Consider the following 17240-nt stretch of genomic DNA (forward strand, 5'->3'; position numbering starts at 1 on the left):
GTGCTGGACGAAGGCCACAAGCACGCCGGCCATGCCAACGAGGGCAAGGGCCATTTCCACGTGCGCATCGTCAGCCCGGTGTTCGCCGGCAAGCCGCCGCTGAAGCGGCATCGCATGATTTATGCGGCCCTGGAGGGCCTGATGGACAATGGCATCCACGCCTTGTCCATCGATGCGCGTCCTCCGGATACATAAAAGCCTTTCCGGAACACGGACATGGGCCTTATTCTTAAGGCCATGTCCAGCTGCCGACGCGCATTGCGACCCCGCCCCGCGTTTGGCACAGTGCCCCATCGCCCGTGCCTGTGTTAGCCGGGCATCTCCGTAGAGCTGCCGCGGAATCCGCATGCGCCTGACCACGATCAAACTCGCCGGCTTCAAGTCGTTCGTCGATCCGACCACGCTCCATCTGCCGACCAATATGACCGGCGTGGTGGGGCCCAACGGCTGCGGCAAGTCCAACATCATCGACGCCATCCGCTGGGTGATGGGCGAGAGCGCGGCCAGCCGCCTGCGCGGCGACTCGCTCACCGACGTGATCTTCTCCGGCTCCAACTCGCGCAAGCCAGTGGGCCAGGCGACGGTCGAGCTGATCTTCGACAACGGCGACGGCACCATTCAGGGCGAATACGGCCAGTACGCCGAGATTTCGGTGAAGCGCCAAGTGACGCGCGACGGACAGTCGGCGTATTTCCTCAATGGCGCGCGTTGCCGCCGCCGCGATATTACCGATCTGTTCCTCGGCACGGGCCTGGGGCCGCGCAGCTACTCGATCATCGAGCAGGGCATGATCAGCCAGATCATCGAGGCGCACCCGGAAGAACTGCGCACGCATCTGGAAGAAGCCGCCGGCATCTCCAAATACAAAGAGCGCCGCAAGGAAACCGAGAGCCGCATCAAGGCCACACGCGAAAACCTCGATCGCGTGCGCGACGTGCGCGATGAGGTGGACAAACAGCTCGAACATCTGAACCGCCAGGCACGCGCCGCCGAGCGCTGGAAAGCCTACAAGGAAGAACAAACGCGCAAGGAAGCCGAGCTGCGCGCGCTCGAATATCGCGGCCTGAAAAGCCAGCGCGATGGCGAAGGGCAGGGGCTTTCCGCCGCCGAAATCGAAATCGAGAAGCGGTTGGCCGAGCAGCGCCAGATCGAATCGCAGATCGAAGGCGTGCGCGAGCGTCATACCGAAGCCAGCGAACATTTGAATACAGTGCAGGCCGAGGTCTACAAGGTCGGCTCGGAAATCGCGCGCGTCGAACAGCAAGTGCGCTTCAACAAGGAAACGGCCGATCGCCTGCAGCGCGCGCAACAGGATGCCGACCGCGAGCACACGGAGTTGGCCGCGCATATCGCCACCGATCGTGAGCAGGTCGAAACCTTGCGCATGGCTTTGGCCGAAGGCGAGCCGAAGCTGGAATCCCTGCAGCAGATGCAGGACGACACTTCCGAAAGCTTGCGCCAGACCGAAACCAAGCTGGCCGATTGGCAGCAGCGCTGGGATGCCTACACGCGCACTGCCGGTGAAGCCAGCCGTGCCGCCGAAGTGGAGCGCACCAAGCTGGCGTATCTCGATCGCCAGGCGGTGGATCTGTCCAAGCGCAAAGAGGCTCTGGAAACCGAGCAAAGGGCCACCGACGTCGCCGCGCTGGACGCCGCGGCCGAGCAATTGCACACCGAACACGACACGCAGCGCGAGCGCGTCGAATCGCTCGGCGGCATGCTTGATCAGCACAAGCTGGCGTACGAGAAGGTGCTCGATGAAGAGCGCCAGGTGCAGAGCACGCTCAATGATGCGCGCCAGCAACTGCAAACGGCACGTGGCCGTCTCGCCTCGCTCGAAGCCTTGCAACACGCTGCATTGGGGCAGGAAGAAAGCGCGGCCAGCACCTGGCTGTCGCAATTCGGCCTGGACAAGAAGCGCCGCCTCGGCGAAGTGCTGCAGGTGGAAGCCGGTTGGGAAACGGCGGTCGAAACCGTGCTTTCCGGCTTTATCGACAGCGTGCTGGTCGATGGCGCGCACGATCTGGCCAAAGAATTTCATGCGCTGAGCAACGCGGACGTCGCTTTGCTCGATGCAGCCGAAGGCGGTGCCGCGACTGCGGGCACGCTGGCTGCACACGTGCGCGGTCCGGCTGCGGCCATCACCATCCTTGGCCACGTGCTGACCGCCGAGAACATCGACGAAGCGCATCAGCGCGTTTCCGGTCTGGCTGCCTTGGCGCCGTATCAATCGGTGATCACGCGCACGGGCGAATGGCTGGGTCCGGGCTGGGCCAGCGTGCGTCGCGCCCAAGGCAATCAGCTCGGCGTGCTGGCGCGCGAGCGCGACATCCGCACGCTTACCGAACAGATCGAATCGCTGGAAGCCCGCATCGAGGAAGCCACTGCGCGCCTGGACGATCTGCGCACCAGCAAGTTCGAAACCGAGCGCGCACGCGACGATGCGCAGCGCGAGTTGTACAACGCGCATCGCCGCCAATCGGAACTGGCCGGTCAGCTGCAAAGCCATCGCGGCAAGGTGGAAACCGCGCGTGCGCGCGCCGAGAAAGTTGCCGGCGAATTGTCGGCGCTGCTCGAACAACTGGATGAACTGCAGACGCAGACACGCGAAGCACGTGCGCGCCTGGACGAATCCGTCAACAACATGGGTGATCTGGAAGATCAGCGCCGCGAACTGGAAAACGAACGCCGTGCCTTGCTGGAAGCCCGCGAAGAAGCGCGCATGAATGCACGCGAAGCCGCCGACCAGGCGCACGCGCTGGCGCTGAGCATGGAATCGAAGCGTTCCTCGCTTGCTTCGCTGGAGCAGGCGCTGGCGCGCATGGATAACCAGATTCGCCAGATCGAAGCGCGCCGCACCGAAATCGCCGAGCAACTTGCCGCCGGTTCCGATCCGATCGCCGAGCTGGAAGCCGAGCGCCAGACCTATCTCGACCAGCGTCTGCTGGTGGACAAGCAATTGGTGGAAGCACGCCGCGCGCTGGAAGATTGCGATATCGAGCTGCGCAAACTGGAACAGCAGCGCCACAACCTGGAACAGGATCTTTCCGGCCTGCGCGAAAGCCTGTCCGAAAAGAAACTGGCTGCGCAGGCGTTGCAGATGCGCGCCGAACAGCTTGCCGAAGCGATTGCCGCGTCAGGTTTGGATCTCGAAACCTTGCTGGCCGAACTGGCCGAAAACGTCGACGCCGCGCAATGGCGCCAGCAACTGACCGATCTCGCACAGAAGATCGCGCGCCTGGAACCGGTGAACCTGGCGGCGATCCAGGAGCATGCCGAGCAGAGCGAGCGCAAGACGTATCTCGACAACCAGCTCACCGACCTCACCAGCGCGATGGAAACGCTGGAAAACGCGATCAAGAAGATCGACCGCGAAACGCGCCAGCGTTTCAAGGAAACCTTCGATCGCGTCAATGCCGGCGTGCAGGAGCTGTTCCCGCGCCTGTTCGGTGGTGGTCATGCCTATCTGGAACTTACGGGCGACGATCTGCTAAGTACCGGCGTGTCGATCATGGCGCGACCGCCCGGCAAGCGCGTGTCCAACATCATGCTGTTGTCGGGTGGTGAAAAGGCGCTGACGGCGGTATCGCTGGTGTTCGCCATCTTTGCGCTCAATCCCGCACCGTTCTGTCTGCTCGACGAGGTGGACGCGCCGCTCGACGAAGCGAACGTCGGCCGCTTCTCGAACATGGTGAAGGAAATGAGCGAGAAGGTGCAGTTCATCTTCGTCTCGCACAACAAGGCCACCATGGAGGCGGCCAGCCAGCTCTGCGGCGTTACCATGCGCGAACCGGGCGTTTCCCGCCTCGTGCAGGTCGATCTCGCCGAGGCCGCGAAACTGGCCGGAGCTGCCTGAGGTAGAGGCTGCCTGAAGTAGAGGACGTACATCATGCTTGGAAACGAATTGGCTGTTGCGTGGAACCCCTGGGTCGGCATTCCGTTGGCCCTTGTCGGTGTGATCGTGCTGGTGCTGGTGTGGCTGTTCGGCGAGCCGAGGAAAGAACAAGGCAAGCGACGCCTCGCTCCCGAATCCACAGCGGAGCGCCGCGAACCTACCTTGGGTGAATCGATTGACGAGGACGAACGGTTCGATGGCGATCCACTGAATCATCGTGATCCCTTGTTTCGAGAGCCCGAGCCGCATCAGGGCGAACTGGACGTCGACCTGCGGGCCGAGCTCGAAAAGCTGGGCGCCACCTTGGCCGATCAACGGCACGAGACGGTCCATCATCCCAAGCCAACCGGGCAATCCGCCTCCATCGTGGAAATGCTGCGTTCGCCCTCCCAGCCAGAACCGGTGCGCGCTGCAGCGGTTGCGCAAGCGCCCCTTGCTCCTCCTGCGCCAGCACCGGTAGCGCCCGTGCAAGCCACTGCGCCAGCACCCGCACCCGCTGCTGCGCCGCGCGTTCCTCCGCGTTCCGACCTGGGCAAGCGTCCCACGCAACTGCCGGTGGAGCGCATCGTCAGCCTGTTCGTGATGGCGCGCGAAGGTCAGGCTTTCAACGGCACGGATTTGATCGTTGCCGCCGAAAAAGCCGGATTGGAATACGGCGACATGGGCATCTATCACCGCCTGGTGGACGGCCGGCGCGAAGCAGGCCCGATCTTCAGCGTCGCCAACATGCTCAAGCCCGGCAGTTTCGACCTGACGCGTCTCGATGCCTTGCGTACGCCGGGCCTCAGCTTCTTCATGACCTTGCCAGGACCGGTCACCGCGCTGGATGCATGGGATGCCATGCTCCCCACCGCACAGCGATTGGCCGAGCTGCTCGATGGCCAAGTGCTGGATGAAGAACGCAACGCATTGGGCCGTCAGCGCATCGCGCATATCCGCGACGAACTGCGCGGCTGGGATCGCGATCACGACGGTGGCGAGATTCGCTTCGGCCGTTGATCGTCAGTTGATCCGCCAAAAAAAGAGCGCCCAAAGGGGCGCTCAATGTTTATCGGGGAAGGGGAAATTGCTCTATCAGGCCGCTTTCGTAGCCAAGGAGCCGATGGAGTGACGGGCCGAAGCGATGGCCTTTACCTTGTGTTCCGCGCTCATGTTCACGCCTTCGGCGCGAATGAACTGCACATCGTCGATGCCGATGAAGCCGAGCACGGCGCGCAGGTAGTTTTCCTGGAAATCCATGCCGGCAGCCGGACCAGTGCTGTATACGCCGCCGCGGCTGGAGGCGATGATCACGCGCTTGCCGCCTGCCAAACCTTCCGGGCCTGCCGGGGTGTAGCGGAAGGTCTTGCCGGCTACCACCACGCGATCGATCCAGGCTTTGAGCTGGCTCGGAATGCCGAAGTTGTACATCGGAGCGCCGATCACCACGACGTCGGCTTCCAGAAATTCATCCAGCACCACTTGGCCGAGCTTGGCCGCATCGCTTTCGGCGTCCATCACCGGCGTCCAATGGGGCAGGGTGTGGGTGCTCAGGTCGCGGTAGGTGATCTGCAGGGAAGGGCTTTCCTCGGCGAGCTGGTTGACGATGGCGGCGGTCAGTTCGCGCGAGACGGAATGCTGGCCCAGGGGGCTTGCGTCAAGATGCAGGAGTTTCATAGCGGTATCTCGGTCCAAGTCGGGCGAGCCGACGTTGGGATTAAAGATAGAATTGGAACAAACGCCCGATAAGATAGGGCTTTCGGAACTTATCGTTCCCCAAAGGAAACGACGATGAATGCATTGCCAGGTGCCATGCAGGACCTGAACGACCTGTACTTCTTTGCCGCCGTGGTCGAGCAGGGCGGCTTTTCGGCCGCCGGGCGTGCTCTGGGAGTGCCCAAATCCCGGCTCAGCAAGCGCATTGCGCAGCTGGAAGATCGCCTGGGTGTAAGGCTGCTGCAGCGGACCACGCGTCGCTTCGTGGTCACCGAGGTGGGCGAGCGTTTCTACGGTCATTGCCGCGCCGTATTGGAAGAGGCACGTGCCGCGCAGGAAGCGGTGGATGAACTGCGTGCCGAACCGCGTGGCGTGGTGCGGCTGAGTTGTCCCGTGTCGATCGCGCAAACGGTGCTGGCCTACATCCTGCCGGAATTCATGGCGAAGTACCCCAAGCTGCAGGTGCGGGTGTTGTCCAATAACCGCCGCGTGGACCTTATTGGCGAAGGCTTCGATCTCGCCATCCGTGTGCGCACCAAGCTCGACAGCGATGCCAACATGATCATCCGCAGCTTCGGCCAGGCGCGCGTGTTCCCAGTCGCCAGTCCGGGTTTACTCAAGCAATACGGTTATCCCGCGCATCCGGAGGATCTTGCGCGGCTGCCGGCGGTGTCGATGCAAGAGCATGAAGGTGCACAGATCTGGGAGCTGTTCGATGCGAATGGCGAACGGGTCAGCGTGGAAGTTCAAGCGCGCCTCATTACCGGCGACTTCGCTGTACTGCTGGAAGCGGCACGTGCCGGCATCGGTGTCGCGCTGTTGCCGGAGTCGCTTTGCGCACCGGCCATCAGCAGCGGCGAACTGGAAATTCTGCTGCCCGAATGGAGCGCACCGCAGGGCATTATGCATTTCGTCTATCCAAGCCGGCGCGGCATGATGCCGGGTGTGCGTGCGCTGGTGGATTTTCTTGCGGAGCGCTTGCCGGAAGCGGCGCGCATCAGTCATGAGGAGTGTTCGAAGCGACCGCTGCCAAAGCGGAATAGGTCAGAGCATCCCTAGATCAGCCATCCACATGACCGTGCTAGTCTTCGCGTTTAGCCTTCCAAATCGCCGCCCATGACCATCGAAACCAAGCTTCCGAAAGTAGGGACAACCATTTTCAGCGTGATGAGTCACTTGGCCTTGCAGCACAAGGCTGCGAATCTAGGCCAGGGCTTTCCCGATTTCGAACCGCCGCAGGCGCTGCGCGACGCAGTGAGCCGGGCCATGGCCAATGGCCTCAACCAATATGCGCCGGGCATCGGCACGGCCGCGCTGCGCGAGCAGATTGCGATCAAGACCGAGCGGCTTTATGGGCATAAGGTCAGTGCGGATAGCGATATCACCGTGACGTCCGGTGCAACCGAAGCACTGTTTGCCGCCATCGCTGCCGTCGTGCGTGCGGGTGAAGAAGTGATCGTGTTCGATCCGGCATATGACTCCTACGAACCGGCAATCGAATTGCAAGGCGCTCGTGCCGTGCATATTCCGCTTACGGTGCCGAGCTTTTCGATCGACTGGCAGCGCGTGCGTGATGCGATCACGCCACGCACGCGTATGATTCTGATCAACAGTCCCCACAACCCTTCTGGCGCTGTGTTGTCAGCGCAGGATCTGGATGAATTGGCGGCGATCGTGCGCGATACACCGATCGTGGTGCTGTCGGATGAAGTGTACGAACACATCGTTTATGACGGCGCTGAACATCAAAGCGTATTGCGCCATCAGGAGTTGGCGGCGCGCAGCATCGTGGTCTCGAGCTTTGGCAAGACGTATCACTGCACGGGTTGGAAAGTCGGTTATGCCGTGGCGCCGGCGAAACTCTCTGCGGAATTCCGCAAGGTGCATCAATACCTGACGTTCTGCACCTTCCATCCGGCGCAAGTCGCGTTTGCAGAATTCCTGGCCAGCACGCCGGAGCATTATCTGGAGTTGCCTGCTTTCTATCAGGCCAAGCGTGATCGTTTCCGCCATCTGCTGGCGTCGTCCCGCTTGAAGCTGCTGGATGTGCCAGGTGGTTACTTCCAGTTGGTCGACTACTCCGCCATCCGTAACGAGGACGACGTAGCGTTCTGCGAATGGTTGGTGAAAGAAGGCGGTGTGGCGGCCATTCCGTTGACACCGTTCTACGAAAAAGCGCCGGGCACGCGACTGGTACGCCTGTGCTTTGCCAAGAGCGACGCCACCATGGAAGCTGCCGCGGAGCGTTTATGCAAACTTTGAATGTCACGCTTGTGCAAGGCGCCACGCGTTGGCACGACGCGCCGGCTAACCGCGAGTATTACGGCGCACTGGTGCGACGGGTGGCAGGGCAGAGCGATCTTGTCGTATTGCCGGAAACCTTTCTCTCAGGCTTCAGTAACGATACGCGCGCCAGCGCGGAAGGTATGGATGGCGAAGGCCTCGCGTGGATGCGCAAGCTGGCGGGCGAGGTGAGCGCAGTGGTCACCGGCAGTCTTGCCATTCGCGAGGATGACAAGGTTTACAACCGCCTGATCTGGGCTCGCCCCGATGGCACTTACGCGCAATACGACAAACGGCACCTGTTCCGCATGGCTGGCGAACACACGCGCTACGGCGGCGGCTCGGAGCGTTTGATCGTGGAGGTGAAAGGTTGGCGTATCCTGCCGCAAGTCTGTTACGACCTGCGCTTCCCGGTGTGGCTGCGCAACCGCCGGCTTGAATCGGCGGCTGGCGGCATGGAATACGATCTGGCGTTGTTCGTCGCCAATTGGCCGGCACCGCGCCGGCAGCCATGGCGCACGCTGCTACGGGCGCGTGCGATCGAAAATCTTGCCTACGTCATCGGCGTGAATCGCGTGGGTGTGGATGGCAATGGTTTGCCGTATGCCGGTGACAGCGCAGTGATTGATCCGGTTGGCGAGCCGCTGGTTGAGCTCGGCACGCAGGAGCAGCTGGTTACCGTGGCGATCGATCCTGCGCCTTTGTTGCAGCATCGCGAACGCTTTCCTGCCTGGATGGATGCCGACGACTTCATGCTCAGCGATGTGTGAGCGGAACGCGCGTGCGCTGACACCGCGTTTCAAAAAAACTTCACAAAGAGTATTGACGGCCGCGCCCAGTACCTGAATAATTCCGCTTCTTGCTTCGGCACCTTTCGATTTTCGGGCGGTAGCCAGGGTAAAGTAGGTTTAAACCACGCGCCCGTAGCTCAGTTGGATAGAGTACCAGGCTACGAACTTGGTGGTCGGGAGTTCGAATCTCTCCGGGCGCGCCATTTTTAGACAGGCATGATGTTGGTTCAAGTCATGCCTGCATTGCAGGCAGTACACCGTTTGCAATGAAACCGGACGAAAGAGGTCCGGCGTGTTCGATACGGATTGACGGGCCAGAGTGTCACCCGTAGCATTTCCGGGCTCAAGTTTGCGAAAGCTGACTGGGTTTCGAAAAACGGGGTATAGCTCAGCCTGGTAGAGCGCCAGCTTTGGGAGCTGGATGTCGTGGGTTCGAATCCCTCTGCCCCGACCAGCAGGTGTTCTGCTTCTCGTCAAAGCGCCTGTAGCTCAACCGGATAGAGCATCGGCCTTCTAAGCCGACGGTTGCAGGTTCGATTCCTGTCGGGCGCGCCAGCTTCGGTGGTTACGGTGGGCGTAGCTCAGTTGGTTAGAGTACCGGATTGTGATTCCGGTTGTCGTGGGTTCGAGTCCCATCGTCCACCCCAATTTCAAGCAGTTCAGGGCCGTTAGCTCAGCTGGTAGAGCAGTTGACTCTTAATCAATTGGTCGTAGGTTCGAATCCTACACGGCCCACCAGCTAAACGAGGCGCTCAGGTTCCCTGAGTGCCTTTTTCTTTGCCTGAGCGCCGGCTCGGCCAATCATGCGGGCGGCAACTTAGGAAGCGCAAAGCACCGAGATCAGCCTGTGGCGCCTTGTCTGCGGCCATCAATCACCTGCCTTTTATTTAATCGCCCAATCTGGATAGCGAATTTGACCGCCTAGACGAGAAGGGCGGCGGGCAGGCTCGATTTATATGATAAATACCCAGCCAATCGATCGCGCGCGTGTCTGCGTCGCGGGAATTTTTGGATGCTAGCGGTGAGGGGGATATGGTGCGTAGATCCAACATTTCATTGCTTGGCCTGGTGTTGTTTGCCGGCGCTGCTACTGTCGCCCATGCCACGTCGCTGGCCACGCTCGACCGCCATGGCGCGTGGGTCACGGTCGAGGCTTATGGCCCGAACGTTGTCCACATCACCATCGCTGCCGACAAGGCCGAGGTGCTGAAGGCGCCCGGTTACGGCATTCTGGCCGATCACGCTGACAACTCGGCCTTCCACGAAACCAGTGATCAGGGTGGTGACACGTTTGCTTCTTCGGATCTCACCTTGCACGTCGATGCCGCACCGCCGCCGCATACACCGGGCGTCATGGAACGGTACTTTGCGCCGACTCTGGCGCCGGTCCACTTGCAGGTAAAGAACGCCAAGGGCGAAACGGTCGTCAACATGATCGACTGGAACATGTCGCCCCACGAAGTGGCGGGTGAGGCCACCTATCAAGTAGGCGCTACGTTTTCAGCACCGGCGGACGAACACTATTACGGCATGGGCCAGAACCAGGACAGTCTCGGTCCGCTCGATTTGCGCGGTCGTGTGATCGACTGCCAGCATTGGTACGACGCACCGAGTGGCGAAACGGTCTGTGTCCCGTTCATGGTGTCGTCCAAGGGCTACGGCATTATTTGGGATAACCCATCCGATACGCGTTTTGTCGCCGGTATTCGTGGCCGCACCAGCTTCGAGTCGAAAGTTGGCGAGCGCGTCAGTTTCTTCGTGATCACGGGCGAGACGCCGGAAGCGATCTATTCGGCGTATGCGCGGGTGACGGGCAAGACGCCGATTCCGCCCAAGGCTGCCTTTGGTTTGATTCAATCCAAGGCGCGCTACGCTAGCCAGGCGGAAGTCCTGCGCGTCGCACACACGTATCGCGAAAAACACTATCCGCTCGACATCATGGTAGTCGACTGGTTCTATTGGACCCATATGGGTCAGCTGGATATCAATCCTGCCGAGTTTCCCGATCCGGACGGCATGAACAAGCAGCTGCATGACATGGGCATGCAGTCGATCATATCGATCTGGCCACGCTTTGAACGCGCCAGTCGTTACTTCAGCGAGCTGGATGCCAAAGGTTATTTCCTGAAGGATAAAGATGGGAAAACGGTCGATGGCCTGCCGTTCCGTTCCGATCGCGCGGGTGCATTGATCGATTCGACCAATCCTGCAGCACGCAAGTGGTATTGGGAGCATGCTCGCGACAACATTCTGTCGCACGGCTTCGACTATCCATGGCTCGACGAGACCGAGCCGGATCTGGTGCCGGATGGATTTTTCTATTCGATCGGTTCGGGCGATCGGTATCACAACGTTTTCCCGCTGCTGCACGTGGAAGGTTTTGCGCAGGGTATGCGCGCCTGGAAACCTGATAAGCGCGTGCTGATTCTTTCGCGTGCGGCGTATCTGGGTTCGCAGCGTACCGGTGCGTTGTTCTGGTCGTCGGATATCGATCCGACCTGGGAGGCCTTGCAGCGTCAAATTCCCACCGGCCTCAACATGACAGCGTCGGGTATTGCGTATTGGGGCAATGACATTGGCGGTTGGCAGTACTTGCCACAGACGACCACTGCAACCAAGCCGCCGTTGCTCGATCCATCGGATGCGCGCGACGTGGTGGGGCAGAACAACGACTACCCGGAACTGCTCACGCGCTGGTTCGAATACGGCACCTTCTTGCCCACGCTGCGTTTGCATGGCGATCGTAAACACACGGAAATCTGGGCGTTCGGTCATCAGGCCGAGGCGATCATGGCGAAGTACGATGCGCTTCGTTATCAGCTGATTCCGTACATCTACAGCCAGGCCAAGAAAACCTACGACACAGGCGCGCCGTTCATGCGCGCGTTGTGGATGGATTTCCCGAACGACCCCAACGTCGCCAGCATCGGCACGGAATATATGTTCGGTCCTGCCTTCCTGGTGGCGCCAGTTACCGAACAGGGCCAGACGGAGAAAGAGGTTTATCTGCCTGCTGGCAGCGATTGGTATAACTTCTGGACGAATGAAAAGCTGGCCGGTGGTCGCTGGGTCAAAGTGGCTGCGCCGATCGACCAGATTCCTGTATTTGTTCGCGCGGGTTCGGTCGTGCCGTTGGGTTCGGCGATCCAGTCGACGGCATCGAAGCAGTCCATCGCCGAGATTCGTGTCTACCCTGGCAAGGACGATGACTTCGCGCTGTATAACGACGACGGCACTTCTTACGGCTATCAATCAGGGAGAAGCACCACGACCCGGCTGCATTGGAACGATGCATCCGGTGCTTTGCGCGCCACCGGTGGTGATGAAGCGTTCGACAAGACGGTTTCGAGCCTCGTCAAAGTGATCAAGTAAGCAAGTGAAGGCCAGGCAACATGTGCCTGGCCTTCACGCTGTCCTGGTTTCAAGCAACATCGGTGAGGGCAGAGTGCAATCCGGGTGCATCCGGTTGAGGCTGTAGACAGCACCGGCCAATCCCGTCATCAGACCCGGTGTGAAAGCATCGCGGGCCATGCCGCCGACGATACCGCCGTGTTCCTCGATGGCCGAAACAACGCGGGCAGCAGGATGGATGGCGTCCAGTCGACAGCCTTCGACATCCCATTGCGCTGCGCGCACGAGCCACTCGCACAGCGAGAAATCGCCATGGCAGAGCGTGTGGCTGGAACCCCATTTATCGCGTGCGGCAGCCACCGCGCGGCGCAGCGTATGCAGATGTTGTTGATTGCCGCTGCGCGCGTAGAGATCACCTGCAGCCAAACCGATGCCGACGCTGCCGTAGCACCAGTTATGGAAGCTTTCGCGGCGCACGCCTTGTTGCGTGACGAACCAGTTGCCGACGGTTTCGTCGTATTGGTCGTGCTGAAGACGAAAACCGCGTTCCGCTATCGCACTCCAGCGTGCGCGATCGGCATCGTTGCCGGCTCCGGCCAACACGAGCCGCGCTAGTGACCAGGCGATTCCCATCGAACCATGCGCAAATCCGCCGATCGGATCGGGCGTGCGCATGGTTGGCCAATAAGCGGCATCGCCGGTGATGACGGCGGTGTCGGCAAGGTAGTCAGCCGCGCGTGCGGCCAGATCAAGCCAGCGTTGTTGGCGGGTTGCTTCAGCCAGCCCGATCAGGGGAACGATAGCGCCTGACGCCCCACCGAGGATGTCGAATGCTTTGTCATTCTCGAACCCCAGGCGTTCCAGCGCTTCGCCGAAATGCATGGCGCGATCGAGGCAGGCGGAATCTCTTTGCAGATGATGCAGCGTCAACCATGTCCAGATTTGAGCGCCATAGCCAGTGAAGCCGCCGGACAGCTCCTGTTGTTCGTCGGCTTCCATGGCACGCAGCACCTGCAGCGCGCCTGACAATGTTTCTTCGACACCTGCCACGGCATCGGCACGATTCGCAGCGGTTTCGTGCACATAGCCGGCTAGCGCCGCTGCTACGCCAGCCAAGCCGAAATACAGATCCGTTGCCAGCGGTTGCACTTGCCAACCGGCGCGGTTGATCTCCGGCGTGATCCAGGTCACCGAGCGATCCTTGCCGCGTACGGAGAGCCGCAGCAATCGCTCGACCGCTTCGGCAGCCAGCTTGCGTCGGCGTTGGTCGAGGTGCTCCGCATGCGGATGACGCGCCGCATAGCGGCGTTCACTTCGCACATCTTCGGGTTGATCTTCGGAGAGATTGAGGTGCGTGGCGACAAGTGCGCTGCGAATGGTGAGTTCTTCCAGCTCCAGACGCATGGCGCGCCAATCGGCCAGTGCTTCGTCAATGCGCGTACGTGCCAATGGCGCGGCAAAAATGGGAATGTCGCCGTAGCACAAGTCGGCAATTTCAGTATCAATCTCCGACGCCGCGGACGGTGCCTGCGGCAGTACAGCAGCGTTGCGCGCCAGAAGGTCGCGCGCACGCGCGATGGCTTTGGGTTCATCGTGCAATGACGCGGGATGCCAAAGCATGCGCCCGATTTCCACATAAGCTTGAGTGGGGCGGCGAATGTCGCGCGCCTGGCAGTTTTCAAAATCAGCCAGCAGAGGCGCGAGTTCACCTCGTGCATCCAACTGCCGGAGTCGTGCCGTCACTTCGAGGAAGCTTTCGCTAAGCTGGTTCCAATATTTTGAAACGTCGGGTTCGGCACTTGGGTGATTCTGTGCAGGCAGCAAATCGGCTTTGATAATGTCCAATCGTGCGGCGGTGCTGCCTTCCTGTGCGATCACCGGTACGTGCACTTGCGGTTGTTCACCAGGTAGCGCGCCGGCCGCCGACATGTCGACGCCGAAGAAACCCAGTGCCGGTCCGCGATAGGGAACGATGCCAGTGCGCAATACGGAATTGCGGATCAGTTCTGCAGCCGCGTCGAATGCATCGCCATATTTTGACGGCGGAGCTTTGGGCATCATCGAGAACAGACTTTCGACGTCGATCACCACCGGGACGGGGCCGCAGGCGATCAGGTTTTCATGGTGAATGTCGGTGCCGCCGAGTACGCGCAATGTCGCCAGCCATGCTCCCAGGTTACGATAGAACACACGCAACTCTGCGTCATCGTGGCAATAGCGATGAGTGACGAATTCGGCCCAGCCGTAATCCCCGCAATCGATCACCTCGGGCACGCGTATCCGATGGAGATCAGTGCCAAAGACGCACGCCAGGAATGTTTCGAGCACGCGATCGATGCGCAACGAGCGGGGTTTGTAAATGACCTCGCCGCCGTCCAATGACAGCTTCGCTACGGATTGTCCGCCGCCGTGCAAATCGCCTTGGCCGAGACTCAGGCCGATAAGGCAGCCGTGCGGATGACCTGGAAGTTGTGCGAGCTTGTCGCGATCAGCTGCGAATCGTGCAATCAGCGCTTCGATCGCATGGCGTTGCGCATTCAAGGCACGCGAAAGTCGTTCGTGCAGGCTTGGGTAGCGCTGATTGAGATGCTCAAGGAAGGCCGGCTGCTGGGCGTGTTGCACGAACTGGGCGAAACCACCCGCATCGTCGGGGGCGGTCAATTCGCCTGCGCGCTTCGCGGCATGTAATTCCAGCAGCAACACACGGCTGAGTTTGAAGCTGGCGTTGGCGTTGAGCGCATCTTCCGCGGTGCGGCGAACAAGCGTCAATTCGTCGGCTGATAACGCCGCAGCAAACTCAACGAGTCGTGCCGCGAACACGGCTCGGATAGGGGCGGTAAAACCCAGGATGACGGGTGCAAAGGAATCGGACGCACGCGTTTCGGTCGTTATCGACACAGGCAGGTTCCTTGCTGTGATCGTGGAAAACCGCGGGAAAACGGATGCAGCGCCAACGCGCAGCGTGTGGCAAAAAAATGAAAGTGACGCTGCGCGTTGGCCGGTTTACATCAACAGCAAGCGCAGGTGCTTGCGCAAATCTTGCCGCTGAACGAGCACGTCGTAGCGCCCGAGATGAGCACCTTGCCGATGCCCGGATCGGTCAATGCTGCTTCAGTTGCCGCAGCACCTTCGATGTAAAGCGGGCCTGCGGGATTATCCAGGCCTTCATCACCACTCAGCCAACCCGAAACGACTTCATCAATCTGTTGCATAACTATCTCCTTTTGCGAAGCAAAGAGTTAGAACAGCGAAGGCGTGGATTCGAGATGCCACATGTCGCCACGGCTCCCGAATCCGAGCCGGTTCAGAACGTTGACACACACATGGACGCAGGTTTGCTCGTGGACAGTGATCCCCTTCCTGCAAGCAGGTGGTCCTGAGCAAACCGCGGCCACCTTGCTCCCGGCCCAAGGCGGCTGTCAATTGCCGGTCGTGGGTATTGGAACGACTGTCAAAAAAAAGCGAGCGGGTTGCTGCAGTGCGAAAAGGGTTGTCATGCAAGCGCCGTGCGCTTGTGCTGGGCCGTCGCCGAACCTTAAAATGAATCTCTTTGGCGCAAGGTCGCCATCGCCCAGGTCGCGGCAGGGCAGACGTTCGAAGGTTGTGGGTCAGCCGGAGAAAGTCTTTGAGAATCCGCAGCTTGTAATCCGGCGAACGATGCGAAAGTGGCGGAATTGGTAGACGCACTGGATTTAGGTTCCAGCGGGTAACCCCGTAAGGGTTCGAGTCCCTTCTTTCGCACCATCCGAACCTTGAGCTGATTTTTGCGGGCGGCGAGCCGCCTCGGCGCCGGTACGGGCCATTACAGGACATTCCAGGAGACGTCATGCAGTTTTCAGTTGAAAACGTCGGCAAGCTCGAGCGCAAGCTCACGGTCAAATTTCCGGCAGAGCGCTTTGAGTCGCAAGTCAGCGCGCGCATCGCCGAGATGAGCCGCACGGTACGGCTGAAAGGCTTCCGCCCGGGCAAGGTGCCCGCCAACGTGATCCAGCAGCGCTTCGGTGCTCAGGTGCGCGGCGAAGTGCTCTCCGATCTCATCAGCAGCACCTTGCGCGAGGCGTTCGAAAAGGAAAACCTGCGCCCGGTTGCCAACCCCGCCATCGATACCACCGGTCAGCCGGAAAATGGCGAGATCGCCTACACGGCCACCTTCGAGGTGATGCCGGAATTCCCTGAAATCGACGTCGCCGCGCTGGAGATCAGCCGCCCTACGGCAGAAGTGACCGATGCTGACGTCGAGAAAATGATCGAGACCCTCCGCCAGCAGCGTCGCAGCTTCAACGAAGTCGAGCGCGCGTCGGCGGAAGGCGATTTCGTAATGTTCGAATATGACGCCGTCGCCGGCAACTACCGCTTCCCGGCCGAAGGCCAGGAACGGGCCGGCAGCGTGCTGGGTTCCGGCACCCTGTTCAAGGCGCTGGACGGCGCGCTCACCGGCCACAAGGCGGGCGAGACGTTCGAAAGCGACATCGAATTTCCGGCCGACTTCCGCAACGAGCAGCTGGCCGGCAAGACTGCCAAGGTGAACTTCAGCATCGTGAAGGTGCAGGAAGCCCAACTGCCGGAAGTGGATGCTGAGTTCATCAAGCTGTTCGGCATCGACGACGGCGACATGGATCATTTCCGCAAGGAAGTGCGTGCCAATCTGGAGCGTGAGCTCAAGGCCGCCCTGATGGGCCGCCTGAAGTCGCAGGTGGCCGAGAAGCTGGCCCAGACCTACAGCAGCCTGGAAGTCCCCAATTTGATGGTGCAAGGCGAAGCACGCAACCTGGCGGCCGCCAGTGTGCCGCGCGGCCAGCAGCCTCCGCAGCAACTGATCGACTCCGCTGCGCCGGCCGCACGGCTGCGCGTCATCGCCGGTCTGCTGATGGGCGAGATCGCGCGCAAGAGCGAACTCAAGCTTGACCGTATGCGCCTGGCTGAGCAGCTCGCTGCCATTGCCTCGACCTATGAGGAGCCGGAGAAGGTCATTGAACTCTACAACGGCGATCCCCAACTGATGTCCGGGCTGCAGAACCGCGTCATGGAAGATCAGGTGGCCGAGTGGGTGGCCGAACACGCCAACACCACCGTGCAGAACCTGAGCTTCGACGAAGTGATGCGTCCGGTCGGCGCCTGAGACGATTCGTTCAGGCCTGGCGAGTAAGACAAGACGCGGGAGAGTGCCTTTCTGCACTTTTCCGCGCGCCAAGTTCACTAGACATTCGAACGCGGCAGCGCGAATC

At 60.7% G+C, this 17240-nt stretch carries 11 protein-coding genes and 6 tRNA genes; 14 read left to right on the plus strand and 3 right to left on the minus strand.

What is annotated here, in order from left to right:
• From VJR68_RS11015 to zipA, 3 genes are all read left to right on the plus strand, one after another.
• The coding region (locus VJR68_RS11015; RefSeq protein ID WP_324147730.1) for a BolA family protein at nucleotides 1-195 on the plus strand (195 nt) is incomplete at its 5' end.
• 151 nt (nucleotides 196-346) lie between these two features.
• Entirely contained in the window at nucleotides 347-3856 is a 3510-nt protein-coding gene (smc, locus tag VJR68_RS11020; RefSeq protein WP_324147731.1) for a chromosome segregation protein SMC, read from the plus strand.
• Between the two features lie 33 nt (nucleotides 3857-3889).
• Nucleotides 3890-4894: a cell division protein ZipA gene (zipA, locus tag VJR68_RS11025; protein ID WP_324147733.1), complete on the plus strand. Its 1005-nt coding sequence runs from the start codon at nucleotides 3890-3892 to the stop codon at nucleotides 4892-4894.
• Between the two features lie 75 nt (nucleotides 4895-4969).
• Here the strand turns inward: zipA and VJR68_RS11030 are convergent, their stop codons facing one another.
• Nucleotides 4970-5551 carry an FMN-dependent NADH-azoreductase gene (locus tag VJR68_RS11030; RefSeq protein ID WP_324147734.1) on the minus strand — a complete coding sequence of 194 codons (582 nt, stop codon included), beginning with the start codon at nucleotides 5549-5551 and terminating at the stop codon, nucleotides 4970-4972.
• A gap of 114 nt (nucleotides 5552-5665) precedes the next feature.
• Between VJR68_RS11030 and VJR68_RS11035 the strand changes: the two genes are divergently transcribed.
• From VJR68_RS11035 to VJR68_RS11075, 9 genes are all read left to right on the plus strand, one after another.
• A complete protein-coding gene (locus VJR68_RS11035; protein WP_324147735.1) occupies nucleotides 5666-6649 on the plus strand; it encodes a LysR substrate-binding domain-containing protein in 984 nt (327 codons plus the stop codon).
• Between the two features lie 57 nt (nucleotides 6650-6706).
• Complete coding sequence (locus VJR68_RS11040) at nucleotides 6707-7852, plus strand: pyridoxal phosphate-dependent aminotransferase (RefSeq protein ID WP_324147736.1); 1146 nt, start codon at nucleotides 6707-6709, stop codon at nucleotides 7850-7852.
• Complete coding sequence (locus tag VJR68_RS11045; protein ID WP_324147737.1) at nucleotides 7840-8643, plus strand: amidohydrolase; 804 nt, start codon at nucleotides 7840-7842, stop codon at nucleotides 8641-8643. Before VJR68_RS11040 ends, VJR68_RS11045 begins: the two co-directional genes overlap by 13 nt.
• A 147-nt stretch (nucleotides 8644-8790) precedes the next feature.
• A tRNA-Arg gene (locus VJR68_RS11050) sits at nucleotides 8791-8867 on the plus strand.
• A gap of 174 nt (nucleotides 8868-9041) precedes the next feature.
• A tRNA-Pro gene (locus VJR68_RS11055) sits at nucleotides 9042-9118 on the plus strand.
• A 24-nt stretch (nucleotides 9119-9142) separates the two neighbouring features.
• Nucleotides 9143-9219: transfer RNA gene (locus VJR68_RS11060), tRNA-Arg, on the plus strand.
• A gap of 15 nt (nucleotides 9220-9234) precedes the next feature.
• Nucleotides 9235-9311: transfer RNA gene (locus VJR68_RS11065), tRNA-His, on the plus strand.
• A 15-nt stretch (nucleotides 9312-9326) separates the two neighbouring features.
• Nucleotides 9327-9402, plus strand: a tRNA-Lys gene (locus tag VJR68_RS11070).
• Nucleotides 9403-9696: 294 nt separating this feature from the next.
• The gene (locus tag VJR68_RS11075; protein WP_324147738.1) at nucleotides 9697-12036 is read left to right on the plus strand and encodes a glycoside hydrolase family 31 protein; all 2340 of its coding nucleotides are present in this window, start codon (nucleotides 9697-9699) and stop codon (nucleotides 12034-12036) included.
• A 33-nt stretch (nucleotides 12037-12069) separates the two neighbouring features.
• Here VJR68_RS11075 and VJR68_RS11080 read toward each other — a convergent pair whose 3' ends face one another.
• Nucleotides 12070-14913, minus strand: coding sequence for a type 2 lanthipeptide synthetase LanM family protein (locus VJR68_RS11080; RefSeq protein ID WP_324147739.1), 2844 nt, complete (start codon nucleotides 14911-14913; stop codon nucleotides 12070-12072).
• 110 nt (nucleotides 14914-15023) lie between these two features.
• Entirely contained in the window at nucleotides 15024-15227 is a 204-nt protein-coding gene (locus VJR68_RS11085; protein WP_324147740.1) for a DUF6229 family protein, read from the minus strand.
• 447 nt (nucleotides 15228-15674) lie between these two features.
• Between VJR68_RS11085 and VJR68_RS11090 the strand changes: the two genes are divergently transcribed.
• Both VJR68_RS11090 and tig read left to right on the plus strand, forming a co-directional pair.
• Nucleotides 15675-15759: transfer RNA gene (locus tag VJR68_RS11090), tRNA-Leu, on the plus strand.
• A gap of 82 nt (nucleotides 15760-15841) precedes the next feature.
• Nucleotides 15842-17134, plus strand: coding sequence for a trigger factor (gene tig, locus VJR68_RS11095; protein ID WP_324147741.1), 1293 nt, complete (start codon nucleotides 15842-15844; stop codon nucleotides 17132-17134).
• The last annotated feature ends 106 nt before the right edge of the window (nucleotides 17135-17240 follow it).

This window comes from Dyella sp. (assembly GCF_035277725.1).
GTDB lineage: Bacteria > Pseudomonadota > Gammaproteobacteria > Xanthomonadales > Rhodanobacteraceae > Dyella_B.